1 protein-coding gene is annotated in these 255 nt (G+C 71.0%); it reads right to left on the reverse strand.

Translation table 11 applies throughout. The features are described from left to right. Nucleotides 1–255 (reverse strand): CurL C-terminal domain-containing protein (locus GTW67_RS37980; protein WP_237519152.1); only part of this gene is annotated, 255 nt, incomplete at both ends.

The following is a 255-nucleotide window of genomic DNA, read 5'->3' on the forward strand; positions in this document are numbered from 1 at the left end:
GAACACCGCACGGCCATCCGCGCCCGCCGCACTCCCCCACACCACACCCGACGCCTCACGGCCCTCAGCCAGAGCTGCAAGGCCGTTCAACCCGTCGAGAGTCACCGCCCGGTGCTCCAACACCGTCCGCGTCGTCGCCAACGACCACCCGACATCCGCCGGAGCAAGCTCAGGACGCTCGTTCAGGAAGGTCGTCAGCCGCTCGGCCTGCGCCCGCAGCGCCTCCTCCGACTTCGCCGACACCACCCACGGCAC

It is taken from the genome of Streptomyces sp. SID5910 (genome assembly GCF_009862125.1).
In the GTDB taxonomy this organism is placed as follows: domain Bacteria; phylum Actinomycetota; class Actinomycetes; order Streptomycetales; family Streptomycetaceae; genus Streptomyces.